The sequence below is a fragment of the Bacillus sp. SRB_8 genome (assembly GCF_003264205.1).
GTDB classification, from domain to species: domain Bacteria; phylum Bacillota; class Bacilli; order Bacillales; family Bacillaceae_G; genus Bacillus_A; species Bacillus_A mycoides.
The window spans coordinates 422,723-439,733 of sequence record NZ_NADT01000018.1 but is presented as its reverse complement, the minus strand read 5'-3'; the positions used below and the strand labels follow the sequence as shown (position 1 = coordinate 439,733).

Annotated in this window: 26 protein-coding genes; 13 read left to right on the top strand and 13 right to left on the bottom strand. The window is 35.8% G+C overall.

Going from position 1 to position 17,011, the window contains the following annotated elements; all coding sequences use genetic code 11:
* The first annotated feature begins 3 nt into the window (after positions 1-3).
* The 3 genes from B5P40_RS12380 to B5P40_RS12370 all read left to right on the top strand — a co-directional run bounded on the left by B5P40_RS12380 (position 4) and on the right by B5P40_RS12370 (position 1,670).
* The gene (locus B5P40_RS12380) at positions 4-627 is read left to right on the top strand and encodes an ABC-2 transporter permease (protein WP_113709284.1); all 624 of its coding nucleotides are present in this window, start codon (positions 4-6) and stop codon (positions 625-627) included.
* Entirely contained in the window at positions 611-1,237 is a 627-nt protein-coding gene (locus tag B5P40_RS12375) for an ABC-2 transporter permease (RefSeq protein ID WP_113709283.1), read from the top strand. Before B5P40_RS12380 ends, B5P40_RS12375 begins: the two co-directional genes overlap by 17 nt.
* 247 nt (positions 1,238-1,484) lie before the next feature.
* A complete protein-coding gene (locus tag B5P40_RS12370) occupies positions 1,485-1,670 on the top strand; it encodes a hypothetical protein (RefSeq protein WP_113709282.1) in 186 nt (61 codons plus the stop codon).
* Between the two features lie 168 nt (positions 1,671-1,838).
* Here B5P40_RS12370 and B5P40_RS12365 read toward each other — a convergent pair whose 3' ends face one another.
* The 5 genes from B5P40_RS12365 to B5P40_RS12345 form a co-directional block, all read right to left on the bottom strand.
* Entirely contained in the window at positions 1,839-2,096 is a 258-nt protein-coding gene (locus tag B5P40_RS12365; protein WP_002129069.1) for a DUF3975 family protein, read from the bottom strand.
* A gap of 15 nt (positions 2,097-2,111) precedes the next feature.
* Entirely contained in the window at positions 2,112-2,426 is a 315-nt protein-coding gene (locus B5P40_RS12360) for a DMT family transporter (RefSeq protein WP_002015033.1), read from the bottom strand.
* Position 2,427: 1 nt separating this feature from the next.
* Positions 2,428-2,760: a DMT family transporter gene (locus B5P40_RS12355; RefSeq protein ID WP_000312339.1), complete on the bottom strand. Its 333-nt coding sequence runs from the start codon at positions 2,758-2,760 to the stop codon at positions 2,428-2,430.
* Between the two features lie 71 nt (positions 2,761-2,831).
* On the bottom strand, positions 2,832-3,413 hold the full coding sequence (locus B5P40_RS12350) for a TetR/AcrR family transcriptional regulator (RefSeq protein WP_002034003.1): 582 nt from the start codon (positions 3,411-3,413) through the stop codon (positions 2,832-2,834).
* 98 nt (positions 3,414-3,511) lie between these two features.
* Entirely contained in the window at positions 3,512-4,489 is a 978-nt protein-coding gene (locus B5P40_RS12345; protein WP_002129066.1) for a LacI family DNA-binding transcriptional regulator, read from the bottom strand.
* A gap of 317 nt (positions 4,490-4,806) precedes the next feature.
* Between B5P40_RS12345 and B5P40_RS12340 the strand changes: the two genes are divergently transcribed.
* A complete protein-coding gene (locus B5P40_RS12340; protein WP_002129065.1) occupies positions 4,807-5,343 on the top strand; it encodes a hypothetical protein in 537 nt (178 codons plus the stop codon).
* Between the two features lie 37 nt (positions 5,344-5,380).
* Here the strand turns inward: B5P40_RS12340 and B5P40_RS12335 are convergent, their stop codons facing one another.
* Complete coding sequence (locus B5P40_RS12335) at positions 5,381-5,764, bottom strand: rhodanese-like domain-containing protein (RefSeq protein WP_002015038.1); 384 nt, start codon at positions 5,762-5,764, stop codon at positions 5,381-5,383.
* 170 nt (positions 5,765-5,934) lie between these two features.
* Here B5P40_RS12335 and B5P40_RS12330 point away from each other — a divergent pair, with 170 nt between their 5' ends.
* Complete coding sequence (locus tag B5P40_RS12330; protein WP_113709281.1) at positions 5,935-6,771, top strand: lipoate--protein ligase family protein; 837 nt, start codon at positions 5,935-5,937, stop codon at positions 6,769-6,771.
* A gap of 28 nt (positions 6,772-6,799) precedes the next feature.
* Here B5P40_RS12330 and B5P40_RS12325 read toward each other — a convergent pair whose 3' ends face one another.
* From B5P40_RS12325 to B5P40_RS12315, 3 genes are all read right to left on the bottom strand, one after another.
* Positions 6,800-7,639: a hypothetical protein gene (locus B5P40_RS12325; protein ID WP_113709280.1), complete on the bottom strand. Its 840-nt coding sequence runs from the start codon at positions 7,637-7,639 to the stop codon at positions 6,800-6,802.
* 200 nt (positions 7,640-7,839) lie between these two features.
* Complete coding sequence (locus B5P40_RS12320; RefSeq protein ID WP_002138305.1) at positions 7,840-8,511, bottom strand: DUF1129 family protein; 672 nt, start codon at positions 8,509-8,511, stop codon at positions 7,840-7,842.
* Positions 8,512-8,516: 5 nt separating this feature from the next.
* The gene (locus tag B5P40_RS12315; protein ID WP_000556081.1) at positions 8,517-8,834 is read right to left on the bottom strand and encodes a PadR family transcriptional regulator; all 318 of its coding nucleotides are present in this window, start codon (positions 8,832-8,834) and stop codon (positions 8,517-8,519) included.
* A 156-nt stretch (positions 8,835-8,990) separates the two neighbouring features.
* Between B5P40_RS12315 and splB the strand changes: the two genes are divergently transcribed.
* The 3 genes from splB to B5P40_RS12300 all read left to right on the top strand — a co-directional run bounded on the left by splB (position 8,991) and on the right by B5P40_RS12300 (position 11,279).
* Positions 8,991-10,016: a spore photoproduct lyase gene (splB, locus tag B5P40_RS12310; protein ID WP_350207756.1), complete on the top strand. Its 1,026-nt coding sequence runs from the start codon at positions 8,991-8,993 to the stop codon at positions 10,014-10,016.
* Between the two features lie 133 nt (positions 10,017-10,149).
* Positions 10,150-10,578 carry a transcriptional regulator MntR gene (mntR, locus tag B5P40_RS12305; RefSeq protein WP_001143080.1) on the top strand — a complete coding sequence of 143 codons (429 nt, stop codon included), beginning with the start codon at positions 10,150-10,152 and terminating at the stop codon, positions 10,576-10,578.
* A 53-nt stretch (positions 10,579-10,631) separates the two neighbouring features.
* Complete coding sequence (locus B5P40_RS12300) at positions 10,632-11,279, top strand: HAD family hydrolase (protein ID WP_002129058.1); 648 nt, start codon at positions 10,632-10,634, stop codon at positions 11,277-11,279.
* Positions 11,280-11,357: 78 nt separating this feature from the next.
* On the opposite strand, the gene B5P40_RS12295 is transcribed toward B5P40_RS12300, so the two are convergent.
* Both B5P40_RS12295 and B5P40_RS12290 read right to left on the bottom strand, forming a co-directional pair.
* Positions 11,358-11,759 (bottom strand): SA1362 family protein, encoded by a 402-nt coding sequence (locus tag B5P40_RS12295; RefSeq protein WP_002129056.1) that lies wholly within the window; start codon positions 11,757-11,759, stop codon positions 11,358-11,360.
* Between the two features lie 79 nt (positions 11,760-11,838).
* On the bottom strand, positions 11,839-12,759 hold the full coding sequence (locus tag B5P40_RS12290) for a DUF1385 domain-containing protein (RefSeq protein WP_002015047.1): 921 nt from the start codon (positions 12,757-12,759) through the stop codon (positions 11,839-11,841).
* A 244-nt stretch (positions 12,760-13,003) separates the two neighbouring features.
* On the opposite strand from B5P40_RS12290, the gene B5P40_RS12285 reads away from it, so the two are divergent.
* The 4 genes from B5P40_RS12285 to efp are packed head-to-tail and all read left to right on the top strand — an operon-like array spanning position 13,004 to position 15,630.
* The gene (locus B5P40_RS12285; RefSeq protein WP_113709278.1) at positions 13,004-13,489 is read left to right on the top strand and encodes a YqhR family membrane protein; all 486 of its coding nucleotides are present in this window, start codon (positions 13,004-13,006) and stop codon (positions 13,487-13,489) included.
* 55 nt (positions 13,490-13,544) lie between these two features.
* Positions 13,545-13,985 (top strand): type II 3-dehydroquinate dehydratase, encoded by a 441-nt coding sequence (gene aroQ, locus B5P40_RS12280; RefSeq protein ID WP_002015049.1) that lies wholly within the window; start codon positions 13,545-13,547, stop codon positions 13,983-13,985.
* 4 nt (positions 13,986-13,989) lie between these two features.
* On the top strand, positions 13,990-15,051 hold the full coding sequence (gene pepQ / locus B5P40_RS12275; RefSeq protein WP_002015050.1) for a Xaa-Pro dipeptidase: 1,062 nt from the start codon (positions 13,990-13,992) through the stop codon (positions 15,049-15,051).
* A gap of 21 nt (positions 15,052-15,072) precedes the next feature.
* Positions 15,073-15,630, top strand: coding sequence for an elongation factor P (efp, locus tag B5P40_RS12270; RefSeq protein WP_002129052.1), 558 nt, complete (start codon positions 15,073-15,075; stop codon positions 15,628-15,630).
* 35 nt (positions 15,631-15,665) lie between these two features.
* Here efp and B5P40_RS12265 read toward each other — a convergent pair whose 3' ends face one another.
* Positions 15,666-15,986 (bottom strand): hypothetical protein, encoded by a 321-nt coding sequence (locus B5P40_RS12265; RefSeq protein WP_002129051.1) that lies wholly within the window; start codon positions 15,984-15,986, stop codon positions 15,666-15,668.
* The gene (locus B5P40_RS12260; RefSeq protein ID WP_002129049.1) at positions 15,967-16,548 is read right to left on the bottom strand and encodes a GNAT family N-acetyltransferase; all 582 of its coding nucleotides are present in this window, start codon (positions 16,546-16,548) and stop codon (positions 15,967-15,969) included. Before B5P40_RS12260 ends, B5P40_RS12265 begins: the two co-directional genes overlap by 20 nt.
* 178 nt (positions 16,549-16,726) lie before the next feature.
* Here B5P40_RS12260 and B5P40_RS12255 point away from each other — a divergent pair, with 178 nt between their 5' ends.
* Positions 16,727-17,008 carry a YqhV family protein gene (locus tag B5P40_RS12255; protein ID WP_000816054.1) on the top strand — a complete coding sequence of 94 codons (282 nt, stop codon included), beginning with the start codon at positions 16,727-16,729 and terminating at the stop codon, positions 17,006-17,008.
* The last annotated feature ends 3 nt before the right edge of the window (positions 17,009-17,011 follow it).

The window sequence follows — 17,011 nt, the reverse complement described above, 5'->3', positions numbered from 1 at the left end:
AACATGATCAAGCAACTGGTCTTAAAAGATATAGTGTTGCAAAGAAAGTTAGGGTTTGTTTATCTTATATGTTTGTTTTTCCTTGCTATTGTTGATTTTCGTAGTGACAGCTTTCTTATGACGCTTAGCATAGCTATACCTTTTCTTGGTATGGTACTGTCGATGAGTTATGAGGGGAAAAATAAAAGTGAAATGATAGTAAATAGTTTACCGTTTGAGCGCAAAGAAATTGTCATAGCAAAATACATATTTTCAAGTATTTTAGTTGCTTTAGGTGGCATTTTCTCACTTGTAGTTGGTTTAATCCAGTTACAAAATGAGCATATAACTGTATTTATGCTATGGGGAGCGATTCTCGGAGGAATAACAGGTGGTTTTGTTTATAGCATGATCGTACTTCCTATTGAATTTTCAGTAGGATATAGCAGTGCAAAACAAATTGCTCCGTTCGCCGGACTTGCATTGGGGTATTTAAGTGGACTGATTGTAAGTAATGTATGGTTAGATGTAGAGAATGTTTGGAGCACGAGTCTAGTCGTAAATGGTTGTTTTATAGTAGGACTTCTTCTTTTATATATTATGTCAATGGTACTCTCAATTAATTTGTATAATGAGCGTGATTTGTGAGGGGAGGAGAATAGTTTTGAAACAACTTATTTTAAAAGATTTCATCGTTCAATGGAAATTTTTAATTTGGTACATACTGTATCCTGTTTTCTTTTATATGGTTTTAACAGATACGAAAAATTTATTCATAATTATGTCAGTAATTTTTACAGTCGGGGCAACAGTAAAAATATTTGAAGCAGATAGTAAAAATGAGAGTGAAGTTATATTAAGTAGTTTGCCAATATTGAGAAAACAAATTGTGTTTGCGAAATATATAGTAGCAATTATTATTCTTTTCATAAGCGTAACGATTGGTTGTTTCACGATGGGAATGAAGAATGGAGCTAATGTATTTGGATTTATTGAAACGACAGTGGTTGCTAGTATTAGCTTTACTTTAGTGTATTTAAGCTTTGTTTTACCGATATCGTTTTGGTTAGCATATAAAAAAACTGTTTTTATTACGATATTCATATTTATAGCACCGATTGTTATTGTAGAGACGTTCTTTCAAATCAACCTGGAACAAATTCAACTATATAACAGCGTGTTATTCGTTAGTTCAATTTGCATGTTCATAGTATCTATCTTCGTTTCAGTGAAATTGTATGAGAAGAGAGAATTTTAAAAGGTGCCTCATAAAAGGCACCTTTTTCAATAACGGCAATACGAGAGCAAAAGTTTATAAACAGAAAGGCTATTAGGCACATCTTTCGGAGTATGTAATATAAAGCTGAAAACGATAACGAAAATGAGAAAGAGGAAAAATAAAAACAGGATCTGCTTATGTATAGAATTTTGCATATAACCCACTCCTTTTTTAGGTAGTATGTCCCAAAGAAAGAAGGGTATGAAAAATTTTAGGAGGGAGAATGATGAACAAAAGAAAATGGTTATATAGAATAGGAGTCCTTTTATTTTCAATTGGTCTCATATTAGCAAATTTTTACTCAGATATACCATCGCCATTTCCTAATTTGCATAAAGGGATTGGTATGAGTGTTGTCATAGCTGGTCTGCTTTGTCTGATCGCATCAAATTTCTATAGAAAATCTGAATGAATATAAAGTGAAACTTTAATCAGTGGGGGTTTTGTCCATCCCCACTAATTATTAGTTGAACCAATCGGGCGTTTACGGGCAGTTGATCTCCCACCTAACTCCCTCGCATTTGCCGAATTTTGAGGTGGGGGTCTTACTGCCCGTTAATGCGGGATAAAAAAAGGACAGTTACTTCTTTTCAGAAGAACTGTCCTTTTTAAATAACTTGTTCCATAGCTTGGCGATACTCCATATAATCACGATTGTAATGGAGGCAATAATTGACCAAGCGATAGATGCAATTTCAAGTGCCATGTTAGGAAGGAATGTAAGAATGGATAATACTTTATGAAACAGCCATTCTATTATATGAAAACTTATTTGTAATAGAATGATAATCCCGAGTGTGATCCATGTTAAGATTTGTTTTCCTTTTTCTTTCCACATGACATTCACCTCACGTTAGCCTAATAATTTTAAGCCAACAGCACCGCATAGAATGCAGCTTAAGAAGGCAAGGCGACGCCAATCCGCTGACTCGCGGAAAATAAGAATACCGAGAAGTGCACTTCCGGCAGTTCCGATTCCAGTCCAAATTGCGTAAGCAGTTCCCATCGGTAATGTGTTCATTGCAAGAGATAAGAAGAAGAAGCTTACGCCAAAGTTAGCGATTAAAATTACTTTTGGTGCCCAGCCTTTCTTTTCAGTGGCTACTTTCATAAAGAGTACACCAACAATTTCACAAATACCAGCTAGAATTAAAAATACCCAAGCCATTTTATGCGGCCTCCTTCGCTTCTTTTTCTTCTGTTACTCGTTTTAAACCAATTACTCCGAAGAAGATTAAACCGATTAATAAAACTTTTACGATAGAGAAAGGTTCTCCGAAGATGAAAATCTCTGTAAGAACGATTCCACCAGCTCCAATTCCTGTAAAGACTGCGTATACAGTGCCGACAGGTAAATCTTTATATGCTCTAAATAATAAGACGAAACTAATTGTAATTAATAGAGCAACACCAGCCCACTCAAGTGGTGCCTCCGCTTTTTTAAGTCCAATAACCCAAAAGATTTCAATAATACCAGCTATGATTACATAAATCCATGCCATATGTCATTTCTCCTTCCTACCAGTCGTTAGGTAAAGGGCTTAAAAACGACGCATTGCAAAGGAGCAATCCGTCAGTTTGAAAGTCCGCGCCAAAATACTTTCCAAGAAGCTTCTAAACGTGTCTCAAAACGATTTAAACCTGCGTATAGTAGTTCAACCATAAGGCCGTCAAGTAAGCATAAAAAAGCCTCCAAAGCATCTTTTACTTCAATGTTATGCAGTTCATCTTGTTCGCTTGCTCTTTTAAACACAGGGAATAAAAGTTTTCCGACATTTTCAATGTGTACATTCGCTTTATCAATAATTTGTTCGCGAAATGCATCCGGCGGAAAATAAGAAGTTCGTAACCAAAACATTGATTCTTCACTTTCACCAAATCGTTTTGCATAACCTTTTAACAGATTTACTAGCAATTCTTCAGTAGACGATTTTGAAAAATTTTCGATATCGTCAGTGAAGCTTTGTAAATCTTTTTGAAGAGCGGATTCTAAGCATGTAAAATATAGCTCTTCTTTTCCTTTAAAGTGTGCGTAAATCGATGGTTTTTTAATCCCAACTTCTTGAGCAATATTTGCTAATGAAGTTCCTTCGTAGCCGTAGCGCGCGAAATGAGAAAGTGCTACAGCTTTAATGCGGTTTGCTGTCATTTTCATCCCCTACCTACCGTTCGTTAGGTTCATTATATGAGATAAAAAATATAAAGTCAATAGGTGAAGAACTGAAAAAAGAGTGCTATGGTTGGCACTCTTTTCTAGACTGTTTTTCGCTCAATTAAATGGAATGAAAGTTCTTCTGAGTTTCCAATAATGTGTTCGTTTTGTATCTGTTTATGAAATAAAGAAAAAGCACGTGATCCCATTGTGAGCCCGGGATGCTCAATAGTTGTAATTTCTAATGCTTTTGAAATTTCATGGTTATCAAATCCCAGGATAGCGAGGTCTTCAGGTATGCGAATGCCATGTTTTTTTGCCTCTGTTAATAAACCAGCAGCTACTTGATCGTTCGCTGTGAAAATAGCGGTTGGACGATTTTTCATGTTTAAAATACGATGAAGTATTTTTGCCCCGTCCTGCATCGTATAACATTGATGAAAAACCCAATCAGGGTGCACTGTTTTTCCTTCTTGACGAAGAGTATCGGCGAAAGCTTTTTCACGATCGATTGAATTAGCACTTGTTTTTCTTGCTAAACAAATGCCGATTTTTTCATGACCTTTACTGAGTAAATAGGAAGTACCAAGGCGGAATCCTTCGTAATGATCTACATAGACAGATGAAATGAGGGGATGTTTCATTTTTTCACATGAAATAATAGGGGCAAATTTTGCGAACGGTTCAATTTGTTCCCATGAACTCGTGCGAGAGCAAATAATCATCCCGTCAAATTGCTTCATTTTCATCATTTCAAGAACGCGAATTTCTTCAATACTATCGTAATTCGTTTGGCATAAATTAATATGATATCCAGCTGCTAACGCTTCGTTTCCGATTCCTTCAATGATCGTGCTAAAGTACGGAAGATTAATAAAAGGTAGCATAACGCCAATTGTATATGTTTTACCCTTTATTAAATGGATAGCATTTATATTTTTTGCATAGTTCAATTCTTCAACTGCATCTAAAACACGCTTACGTTTTTCCTCTTTTACGTAAGGATGATTATTAAGGACACGAGAAACAGTTGATATAGATACACCAGCAGTTTTTGCAATTTGTTTTATATTGGCCATATGTATCACCTCTTTCCTTAATTATAAGGGGAAAATAATAAGAATGAAAAAAATCTTGACCTGAAAAGCTTTTCACAATCTATGTTATAAGCATGACTTCTGTTGTTCGCGTAACCTTTTTATTTGGGCGTAAGAATAGTGGGGTCTTTTTTGTATGTCTGCAAAGAATTTTTGTCAGAATGTGTGAGAATAACGTGGAAAGTTTTCGGAGGAGGCGTTTGATAACGAAGCGAATAGTAGAGAGTATAAACGCTTCACTCGTTAAGAGAGCGGTATGAAAGGGCGGAAACAAATTGAAAAAAGGAATCATTTGTTTCGTGTTTTCTAGTGTAATACTTAGCTCATGTTCATTTCAGCAAACGATGCAAGAAGAAAAAACATTTGTAGGAACAACAGGAGGGGCTAAGGACCGTGTTACTGATCCGATTCCCCTAAAGGAACTTCCAAAATATTTTCCGGCAAAGTTTAAAGTTCCAACGTTTTTACCTTATGACATCACGAGTGATGTGAAGGGAGAGGTAAGAACGATGGGAAAGAAGAATGCTGTCTTAACGATTAAATATAAGCAACAAGAGAAAGGAAGGCACGATTATATAGAATTAACAGTGGCCAACTTTTCTTACAGTTTTCCATACCTCGTAGAAGAGAATCGATTTCAAGAACAAATGAAATTGAATAATGGAGCACCTGCTTATTTTAAAAATAAGGATGATTACGAGCGAGGGGACGAATTTGCTACGCTTATATGGAAAGAGAAGGGGATTGAATATCAGCTATTATATCGTAATGTAGATGAGAAAGCTGAAGATGTGATTAAACAAAATCTGCTGTACATTGCGAACAATATGGAATGAAAAAACTAGCTGTATCGTGCAGCTAGTTTTTTGTATATTATTTCTTTTTAATTTTTCCTGACCAAGATTTAAATCCACCTTTTAATTGGTAGAAATCTGTGTAGCCTTGTTTTTTTAAGTATTGAGCTGCACGACCTGTACGGAATCCGCTTTGGCAATATAAATAAACCGGTTGATCTTGGCGAAGTTCTTTGTGGCGAAGGCGAATTTGTGATAATGGAATGTTACGCGCACCTAAAATATGTCCCGCGTTAAATTCATCCGCTTCGCGAATATCGATAAGCTGTGCTTTACGGTAGCCAGCGCGAAATTCATCTTCTGAAAGTGTTTTAATTAATTTTTTCTGATAGAAATACATCCATACAGTGTAGCCGATGAATGCTGCAATTGCGGCTAGTATAATAATCAAGTTTGTTGACACGATTCTATCGCTCCCTTTTTTCTTATCCTACTTTCAATATTATAATGCCCATATGTATTTATGCAACAGATTCATTTGTATATAAGAAGAAATTTCGTATTCTTTCACAAATTTTGTCGAATTTGGTAGACTAGAGAATGTGAAAAATAATTGGTTATATGAGGTGCAGGATGGGAAAAGAAAAATGGTGTTATATTAACTCTGGTCAATGTTCACCAGCATTTAATATGGCGTTAGATGAATGTTTATTAAATTGGCAAAGTGCAAAGAAAATGTCACCAACAATTCGTTTTTATGAATGGGAAGTACCAACATTAACAGTCGGGTATTTCCAGCGTGTTGAAAAAGATATAAATATGGATGTAGTTAACGAAAAGAAATATGGATTCGTTCGTCGTCAAACAGGCGGCAGGGGTGTACTACATGAAAAAGAATTAACGTACAGTGTTATTGTGTCTGAAGATCATCCGAATATGCCAAAAACAGTTACAGAAGCATACCGAATTATTTCGCAAGGCTTATTGGATGGTTTTAAGGCATTAGGATTAGAAGCGTATTATGCAGTTCCGAAAACAGAAGCGGATCGTGAGAATTTAAAAAATCCGCGTTCAGGAGTATGTTTTGATGCACCATCTTGGTATGAGATTGTAGTTGAAGGAAGAAAAATCGCGGGTAGTGCCCAAACACGTCAAAAAGGTGTTATCTTACAACACGGTTCTATTCCGTTAGAAATAGATTTAGATGAGTTATACGACCTATTTTTATTCCCAAATGAGCGAGTAAAAGAGCGTATGAAAAACATGTTTTCTTCTAAAGCGGTAGCGATTAATGAATTAACAGACCGCACATTTACGATTGAACAGTTAATTAAAGCGTTTGAAACTGGATTTGAAAAAGGTTTAGATATAGAGCTTGTGCCGTATGAACTAACAGAAGAACAGCTTCATGAAGTTCAAACTTTAGCAAAAGAGAAGTATGAAAGTAATGAATGGAATTATAAAAAATAAGGAGATGGCGACCGCCATCTCCTTATTTTTATAGTAAATTAAGTACTTTTTCTACTTTGATTCCTTTATCTTGTAAAGAACGAAGGCGATTTACAACGTCCATAATTTCTTTGTCGAATGTAACGCTAATACCTTGGCTTTGTAGTTCTTTTTTTAATCCTTCAATAGAATCATCTATGTCGATGCCAAGCTCGTAATCTTGACAAACTTCAATTGTCTTTTTCACAAGTTTAACATAATTTTCTTGTAGTTTTGTATTTGTTTCAGTCAAAGCAGGTTGCTTCGGTTTTGTAAGAGTAACCGGTGCTGTCTCTTGCTTTGTAACTGGAGTAGGTACTGCTTTTTTCACAGGTGCTGGAGTAGATAGTTCTATAGCTGCTTCAACACTTACTGACTTCGGCGTTGGTACCGGAGTAGGTTTAGGTGCAGCGGGTGTTTCTACTCGCGTAATAGGCTTTGGAGCAGGTGTAACTGCTTTTGGAGCTTCTACAACTACTTCTTTTTTCGGAGTAGCTTCTACAACTGTTTCTTCTTGCTCAGCAGCTTCTTTATTTTCTTTGCTCCACATAACGCGTTCAACTTCTAGAGAAACATTGTTTTTGTTCATCGCTGTTAATGTAACTTTACCAACCTCAGCGTTCCCAGTGAAATCAACAATTTTATAAATAACACTCTTGTTCCAATCCACGTTTCCGCTCAAAAATAATTCTTCGTTACATTTTGGCGTTAAGCCCTCGATTTTAATTTCTGCGTTTACACCGTTTTCACTATATACCATAATTAGCGAAGCATTTACATCTTCGTCTGCTAACATTAGTTCACGTACCATTTTGCCGGTGCGTACTTGCGTTTTCTTCTTAACTGACATCAAATTTCTCCTCTCAAAAATTCAGTAATAATAAAAAAATCGTATAACGAAAAATAATTGCTCACGAAGATTTATGATACCGATAATAAAAGCATCACGTCAACAATTAACTTTAATTATTTTGCATTTTTCTTATTTTCTTTATGAAATTTTTCAATTTGTAAAATTATACAGAAGAAAAACAGCCGTTTGAAGGGCTGTTAAAAATTTGATTTTTTGTATAGTAATTTATATAAAATATAAAATAGAATAGCGATTAAAGCGTTTTGCCAAAAGGTTAGATGATAAATGAGATAAGGTTGTTTTTTGAAATAGACATTTAAAAATACAGCTGAACAAAATGGAGTAGCAAATGCAAATCCAAATAGAATCCTTCTTTTCCAATTCATCTTTTGATCAAAGGAATAGCGCTTTAATAAATATAAAATGAAAAGTATGCCTAGTATAATAAGTGAAACGAACAAAGTGGTTCCAGGGATGCTAAAAGCTGGGCTTAATTGTTCGATATTCTTCCCGAAGATTAAAATGAAAGTCGAAACAAGTGCATCTATTCCAAACTGTATAGCAAGAAGTAAGCTAATAATAAAACCGATTAAAGAAGTTTTTTCTAGCTTTGTTTGGGTTGGTAAAGCTGATATAAGTTCATCACAGTAAGATCGTAAATCATTTCCGAAAATATCATAAGCATTTTTATTTTCTGCTTGTGCTTCGATGAGATGATCTAATATTTCTAATAAAAGTTCTTCTACTTGATGTTCGGGTACGTTAGATAACCGAAGATATACTAACATATCACCGTAAGCAGCTTCGTTTTCAGGTGTTAGAAATTCGCGTTTTTTATTGTTCAATTCAACCATGTCTTGCGCCTTCATCCCTATCACTCCCCTTGTAATAAGTTATTTACCGTCGTTGAAACCATTCCCCAACTTTTTTTAAATTCTTCAAGCTGTTCTAATCCTTTATCGGTTACGTGATAATATTTTCGTTTTGGACCGAGTGAGGAAGCTTTTAATGTTCCTTCAATAAGTTTCTCTTTTTGCATGCGTAACAATAAAGGATAGATGCTTCCTTCACTTACGAATGTAAAGCCGTGTTTATTTAATTTTGTACTTAGTTCATATCCGTACACTTCTTCTTGTGAAATGATATATAGAATGCAACCTTCTAGTACACCTTTTAACATTTGGCTGTGCATGATTTCACCACCTTTTATCCAGGTAACTTGCCTTGCAAGGTAGATGTTATCTAAATTATAACAGTCAGTAACTTGCAACGCAAGTTACTGAAGTGGAAAACTTTAATCTGTGTTAATTTTCATGTGCTTCCCATACTAACGAGAGGAGGGAAGCACATGAAACCATTTATGCCAAAACTCGTTTACTTTGAACCGAGGGCACTCGAATATCCGCTTGGAAAAGAGCTTTATGAGAAGTTTACGAAGATGGGATTAGAAATTCGTGAAACGACATCACACAATCAAATTAGAAATTTTCCAGGGGAAAATGAATTGCAAAAGTATCGTAATGCAAAAGCAACACTTGTCGTTGGGGTGAGGAAGACGTTAAAGTTCGATACATCAAAACCTTCAGCTGAATATGCAATTCCGCTTGCAACAGGGTGTATGGGACATTGTCATTATTGTTATTTGCAAACGACACTTGGGAGTAAACCTTACGTAAGGGTGTATGTGAATCTAGATGAAATCTTTGAGAAGGCAAAGCAATATATGGATGAAAGGGCCCCTGAAATAACAAGATTTGAAGCGGCGTGTACATCAGACATCGTTGGAATTGATCATTTGACACATGCATTAAAGCGGGCGATAGAGTTTATGGGAGAAAGTGAACATGGACGTTTACGTTTCGTTACGAAATATTCGCATGTTGATCATTTATTAGATGCAAAGCATAATGGGAAAACGCGTTTTCGATTTAGTATTAATTCACGTTATGTGATTAAAAATTTTGAACCAGGGACATCGCCATTTGAAGAGCGAATTGAGGCTGCTCGTAAAGTAGCGGGGGCTAATTATCCTCTTGGCTTTATTGTTGCGCCAATTTATATGCATGAAGGGTGGGAAGAAGGGTACCGTGAATTGTTTGAACGATTGTACAATGAGTTAAAAGACATGACGATACCAAATTTAACGTTCGAATTAATTCAACATCGTTTTACGAAACCAGCCAAAAAAGTCATTCAAGAACGTTATCCGAATACGAAACTTGAAATGGATGAAGAGAAGCGGAAATATAAATGGGGACGATACGGTATTGGGAAATATGTATATCAAAAGGATGATGCAGAAGTATTGGAAGAAACAATACGAGGTTATATATATGAGTATTTTCCCGATGCAGAAATTCAATATTTTACATAAGGGGAATCTGGATTCTTTTTTTGTTTTATATATTTAGGCTCGTTTCCACCTTGTCACGTTATTCTTTCTGGTGTATCATTTTATTGATTGCTTCGTACGGAATAAGCAAAATGAAATTGGATGGAGGAAACCGATGCCTACCCCTAGTATGGAAGATTATATTGAACAAATTTATTTGTTGATTGATGAAAAGGGTTATGCCCGTGTATCTGATATTGCTGAAGCGCTTAGTGTACATCCATCCTCTGTAACAAAAATGGTACAAAAATTAGACAAAGACGAATATCTAATTTATGAAAAATATAGAGGGCTTGTATTAACATCAAAAGGTAAAAAAATCGGAGAACGTCTCGTATATCGTCATGAATTGTTAGAACAGTTTATGCGCATTATCGGTGTGGATGAAAGCAAAATTTATAATGATGTAGAAGGAATTGAACATCATTTAAGTTGGGAATCAATTGACCGTATCGGTGATTTAGTACAATACTTTGAACAAGATGAAGTTCGAGTAGAAACACTTCGTGGTGTTCAAAAAGCAAATGAAGAGAAAAGTAATTAAGGGGAACGTGTGGCGTTTCCTTTTTTATTTCAATCGAAAAGGACGGGAGAATCATGAAAGCGATTATTTTTGATTTTGATGGATTAATTGTGGACACAGAAACAATATGGTTTCACTCTTTCAGAGATGCTGTTCGTGAATACGGCAGCGAGTTACCTTTAGAGGAATTTGCGAAATGTATTGGAACGACAGATGAAGTGCTTTATGCATATTTAAAAGAGCAATTAAAAGAAAAGTTTAATGAGCATACATTAAAGGAAAAAGTAACAACTTTACATAAAGAAAAAATGAAAATACCGAAAGCACGTGACGGTGTAAAAGAATATTTAGAAGAAGCGAAAGAACTTGGATTAAAAATCGCATTAGCCTCTAGCTCATCTAGAGAGTGGGTCGTTCTTTTTTTAGAAGAGTTACAGATTAGAGAGTATTTTGAAGTGATTAAAACGAGAGAAGATGTCGAGAAAGTAAAACCAGATCCAGCTCTTTATAAAGTTGCGATAGAAGAATTAGGAGTTGAACCATCGGAAGCTGTTGTATTTGAAGATTCATTAAATGGATTGAAAGCAGCAATTGCAGCAGGATTAAAATGTGTCGTCGTACCTAATGATGTGACAAGAAATTTACAATTTGAAAACCATCACCTTCGTATCGAAAGTATGAAAGATAAAAGTTTGAAAGAAGTACTTCAACATATAAAGTGAAACTTTAATCAGTCGGGGCTTTTCTCATCCCCACTGATTATTTGCCCATACTAATTGAGATAAAAAAGACCGTATTTCCTAAAAGGAAGCACGGTCTTTCTTTTTGTTTTTTTTACCTTCAATGACAGTTAAATGAGATTGTTTTCTTTTTCTTTTCAACGATGGAGAATTACCCTTTTTCCCCTTGTCATCAGAAGCATTTCGTTTCAAGAAAGAATTACTTAGGGGTGCTACATTTTGTTTCCCGTGTTTGCGGTTCGATTGTTTCGCTGCACGCTTATATGAGCTTTGCGAATTTGCAGAACCACTAGAGTTTGTAAACATTTTGTAGAGTAAGTAAAAGATACCGACGACAGCTAACATGATACCAATGTTTTTCAATACTCCCATTGGATCTGTAATAACAGATGAAACAAGGCCGAATATTGCTAATCCGATAATAAGCACAAATATAGCGAATGTAAACGAACGACCGTTCATAAGGGACACCTCCTAAAAACATATATTAAAATTAGTATATTAACGATGAGGAAAGGAGTTGAACACCATTTTTAAATAATTATTGTTTGTTTTCTAAACGTAATAATTCTTCAAACGATGCGATTGCAACTTCCGCTTGATCATCTGTTGGTTCTTTCGTTGTTAATAGTTGCAGCCATAATCCTGGATATCCAAGTACTCGCAAAACAGGGACATCTCGTAATCGATTGGTAAATTGTAATACTTCAAAAGAAATGCCGAGAACAACTGGAATTAATAAAATTCTGTTTACTACCCTTGCCCAAAGTGGATCTGTAGGAACTAGGAAATAAACAAACATTCCAATAATGACTGTAAATATTATAAAGCTACTGCCACAGCGATAATGGAGGCGAGTTTGCTTTTGAACATTTTCTACAGTCAGTGGAAGGTTATTCTCGTAAGCATTGATTACTTTATGTTCCGCACCGTGGTACTGAAATACCCGCTTAATAAGTGGGGTTAAAGAAATGAAGTATATATAGCTCAATAATAGCATGAGCTTAATGACACTTTCGACAATGATTTGCCCTGTATGAGATGGGAAAATCGGTCTCGTTAATTCAGCTAAAAGTGCAGGAACTGCTGTGAAAATTACTTTACCGAATATGAACGATAAAACGCCAACTGCTGCAACTCCTAATACCATCGTTAATTTTGATTGTTCTTCTTTTTTATTTGCAAGTTGTTCATCTTCTTCTGGGTGGACATCAAATCGTTCTGAAGCAAAGTTTAAATGTTTCGCTCCATTCGCACTTGCATCCACAATAGCGGCAATACCTCGTAAAAATGGAATTTTCTTTAGTAGAGATAATGCTTTATTACGAACGCGTGGTAAACGATAAAATTCAATCGATTTATCTTTACGACGAACCGCTGTAACAGTATATTCTCTACCGCCAAACATAACTCCTTCTATGACTGCCTGCCCGCCATATATTTGTTTTGACTCTTCTGCCATGTTAACACCAACCTGTATTTGTTTCTCTCTTATGTAGAAAAAGAGGCAATTGTCATACTTGGTTTTTTCATCTTGAAATAAGACAATCACCGAGTTTCCTTTATTTTATCGACAAATACAGGCAGATGACAAGGGAAAATGTTACGAGAGTCGGACATTTCTTATTCTTTTTATAGACAAATTTTGCAGGATTTAAACATGCCTCAAAATAGTTTCGGGCATACTAGTGAGCGGAGGTGTCAATGTGAATCAAGAACAATCAACAATAAGAAACTTTGTACAAATTGGTTTATTTGGTGGCTTATTTTGGGGAGGTATATGGTATTTCCTTCATATATTCTCATTTACAGAAGCTGGACCTAACTATTTACTTTTACCGTTTGCATTTGGAGATTGGAAAGAAGGGGTTTGGGGAAATGTACTAGGTATCGTTTGTATGGGACTTCTTTCAATTTTAGTGGCATTTCTCTATAAAGCCCTTTTTAAAAAGTTTGAAGGAGTATTCCCTGGCGTACTATACGGTTTGTTTTGGTGGGCATTATTATTTTTGGGGATGGGGCTAATGGCACCTGTTATTAAAAGTGCACTCCATTTACCGAAAGAAACAATTGTAACGACAATATGTGTCTTTATATTATATGGTGTTTTTATTTCGTATTCTGTAGCATTCGAATCGAATAATACAAATAGAGGAGAAGGGGTCGAGAAGACAAACTATTCAAATAAGTGATTCCTATGTTAAAATGTCGTATAGACATTTTTTAATATTAAGGAGTTTTAAGAAAATGAAAAAGTTACTCCTCGTAAATGGTCCTAACCTAAATCGCCTTGGCGTTAGGGAAGTAAATGTATACGGAAAAGGAACGTTAGCGACGCTTGAAACAGATATGAAACACGAAGCAGAGAAAATGGGAGTGGAGTTAGAATGTTTCCAATCGAATCATGAAGGTGCTATTATCGATCGTCTTCATGAGGCTGAAGATATATATGAAGGGATCATTTTAAATCCTGGAGCATTTACGCATTATAGCTATGCGATTCGAGATGCAATTGCGAGCATTTCGATTCCTGTTATTGAAGTACATATTTCTAACATTCACCAGCGTGAATCGTTCCGTCACGAATCTGTGACGGCGGCTGTTTGTGCGGGACAAATTGTTGGATTTGGTTTTTATGGCTATAAGTTAGCGTTATTTGCATTAATGGAGAAATTGAGGGAGGCATAAAGTAATGGAAAAGATCGAGAGATTAAGAAGTGCGTTTGATGAGGCTGGTATTGACGGTATCGTATTAACGAATGAACATAGCCGTAGATATATGGCGAATTTCACAGGAACAGCTGGTGTTGTACTAATTTCAAAAGAGCGTGCTCTATTTATTACAGATTTCCGTTATGTAGAGCAAGCTAGTAAGCAAGCGGTTGGATACGAAATAGTGCAGCATGCAGGATTAATTCTTGATGAAGTTGCGAAACAAGTTAAAGAACTTGGAATTCAAAAGCTAGGATTTGAGCAAGATACTCTTACATATAGCTCTTACGTAACGCATAATGAAGCGATCGAAGCTGAATTCATCCCAACTTCTGGGCTTGTAGAAAAGTTACGCTTGATAAAGACTGATTCAGAGATTAAGATATTAAAGGAAGCTGCACAGATTGCAGATGCTGCCTTTGAGCATATTCTATCATTCATTCGCCCGGGAGTATCTGAAATTGAAGTGTCAAATGAACTTGAATTTTTCATGAGAAAACAAGGAGCAACATCTTCTTCGTTTGATATTATCGTTGCTTCAGGTCTTCGTTCGGCATTACCGCACGGCGTGGCATCTGAAAAAGTGATAGAAAAAGGAGATTTCGTTACATTAGACTTCGGCGCTTATTACAAAGGATATTGCTCTGATATTACTCGTACGATTGCAGTCGGTGAACCATCTGATAAATTAAAAGAAATTTATAATATTGTTTTAGAAGCACAACTACGTGGTGTGAACGGTATTAAAGCTGGTTTAACGGGTCGTGAGGCTGATGCATTAACGCGTGATTACATAACGGAAAAAGGATATGGTGAATACTTCGGACACTCTACTGGTCATGGAATCGGTCTTGAAATCCATGAAGCACCAGGTTTAGCGTTCCGTTCTGATACAGTACTTGAACCAGGTATGGCTGTAACAGTAGAACCAGGTATTTATATTCCAGGTGTTGGCGGGGTACGTATTGAAGATGATATCATTGTAACAAGTGAAGGTAATGAAGTAATAACGAAATCACCAAAAGAACTTATTATTTTGTAATACACAGGAGGATTTTTTTACATGATTTCAGTAAACGATTTTCGTACAGGTTTAACAATTTCAGTGGACAATGCCCTTTGGCAAGTAATGGATTTCCAACACGTAAAGCCAGGTAAAGGTGCTGCATTCGTTCGCTCTAAACTACGTAACCTTCGCACAGGATCTGTTCAAGAGAAAACATTCCGTGCAGGTGAAAAAGTAGAAAAAGCACACATCGAAAACCGTCGTATGCAATACTTATACGCGAGCGGTGAGTCTCACGTATTTATGGATAACGAAACTTATGAGCAAATCGAACTTGGTGAAAACCAAATCGAGCGCGAATTAAAATTCTTAAAAGAAAACATGGGAGTATCTATTATGACATACCAAGATGAAATACTTGGTGTTGAACTTCCGAACACAGTTGAATTAAAAGTTGCAGAAACAGAGCCTGGTATTAAAGGTGACACAGCTTCTAACGTAACAAAACCAGCTAAATTAGAAACTGGTCTTGTTGTACAAGTACCAATCTTCATTAACGAAGGCGAAATGCTTATCATCAACACTGGTGAAGGTAAATACGTTTCTCGTGCATAGTAGAAAAGCACTCGTGATTATCACGAGTGCTTTTTTTATAGGAAATAGGGCAGATAGTAAATTGCAGTTATAGCAAAACTAACTGTGACGAGTGAAAGGGTACCCATAATATATGGAGTCAAAACAATTTGAAACGGGCGTATTTCACCAGTTTCAATACCGGTAAAAGTTTTATTCGTTGCATGATCCATATTGTTATTTCTAAAGGTACTCATAATAATTAACCACGTAATTGCAAATATTGCTAGACTGCCAAGGAAAAAGCTCTCCATAAATGACCAGCCAACCATTTTTGAAAAAAGATAAATAATAGCTAATTCTACTACAATTGTTAAACTAATTTTCAATCCTTTCATATTTTCCCCCCTCATTTTGTACTTCCAACCAATTTGAAAATTTTTCGCATGATACAACATGCAGTACGCAAGGTGATTTTACTTCTTTCTCCAAAGCAGCGTGTACGTCTGGAAATTGTTTTTCCACATGTAATGAAATGTAAGATAGTTTCTCTTGTGCTTTTAAAGAGCGAATGTTATTCGTTTTAGCACCGGCAAATACGTATGTAAGTTGCAAGTCTAAAAAAGCGATTTTAAAGATCTCTTTTTTCGCAGATTCGTTATATCCTCTTCCCCAATATTGATAGCCGAGCCAACTTCCAATATGTGAGTGCTTTTGTTCGTAATTAATATGTTTAAGTGTCGTGAGGCCAATTATTTCATTTTCCTCACTTACAATCACTCTTGATAAGGAGTGTTTTTTTCGTTCCTCTCCAATTGCAAAAAGAATGAACGCCTTTGTATCTTCCACTGATTCTACTTTTATCCCTAATGCATTTTTTACATGTGGATTGCTTGATAGCTCAAAAAGCACATTTGCATATCGTAAATCGAGTGGTAGTAAAGTAACTTGCTTCATCATCTATGCTCCTTTTCTATTAAATATACCATATATTAATGAGAATATTCAGTTTTCTATAAAGTCGATAGAGAAAAATTATGTTTTTACTTCTGAAATAGACAACCTCTGCATATGGTTGTACAAATATATTCTTTTTCAGAATAAGGAAGTAGTAACTGTTATGGGAGAAGGTGGGAGAATGAAACAGTGGCTAGCGGCAATGGAAACATCCGTGCTTGTTATGGGGTTACTTCGGTTGTTTTCAGGAAGCGCGGAAATATTCGCCGCTCTGCTTATGCTTTACGTGAATGATGCGAAGAAAGCATTGTTTATAAATGGTATGTTGGCGTTTGTTGGACCGACCGTATTAATTTTAACAATGACAATTGGCATAGCGAGTGTAGCAAGTGAGATTTCTTTCTTGAAACTCTTTTTTCTAGCACTTGGAATTGGCTGCATTTTTATCGCGTTGTTGAAATAGTAA